At 65.0% G+C, this 397-nt stretch carries 1 protein-coding gene; it reads right to left on the bottom strand.

What is annotated here, in order from left to right; genetic code table 11:
• Positions 1-396: amidohydrolase family protein (locus tag AC1DF3_RS37190; RefSeq protein WP_478142841.1), on the bottom strand; the 396-nt coding region annotated here is incomplete at its 3' end.
• Position 397 lies beyond the last annotated feature (1 nt).

Here is a 397-nt window from a genome sequence, read left to right on the forward strand (position 1 = left end):
AAACGGATCCGGCCTGTACCCAGCCGCATTGAACAGATAAGCGAGGGACTCGTCGATCGCGGAGCGCAGCTTTGCCTGATCCACGCCCAGCACGACACCACGCCGTTTGCGCAGGCGCCCGCCAATGATGACCGTATCGACATTGCTGCGCTCAGCGGCGTGCACCACGGTACCGATGGCGTTGTTGGCCGGGTAGACGTTGAGGTCCCCTGTGCGGATCAAAACCACGTCGGCCTGCTTGCCCGGCGTCAGGCTACCCGTGCGTTGCTGGAGTCCCGCGGTTGCGGCGCCATCGATCGTGGCGGCTTGCAGCAACCGGGAGGCCTTGGTTTGTGCCGCCGTTTCGGGACCGCCAGCGGGTCCCAGGATCCTTCGAACGTAGAAGGCCGTGCGCATC

The sequence above is a fragment of the Variovorax sp. 10N432 genome (genome assembly GCF_056394465.1).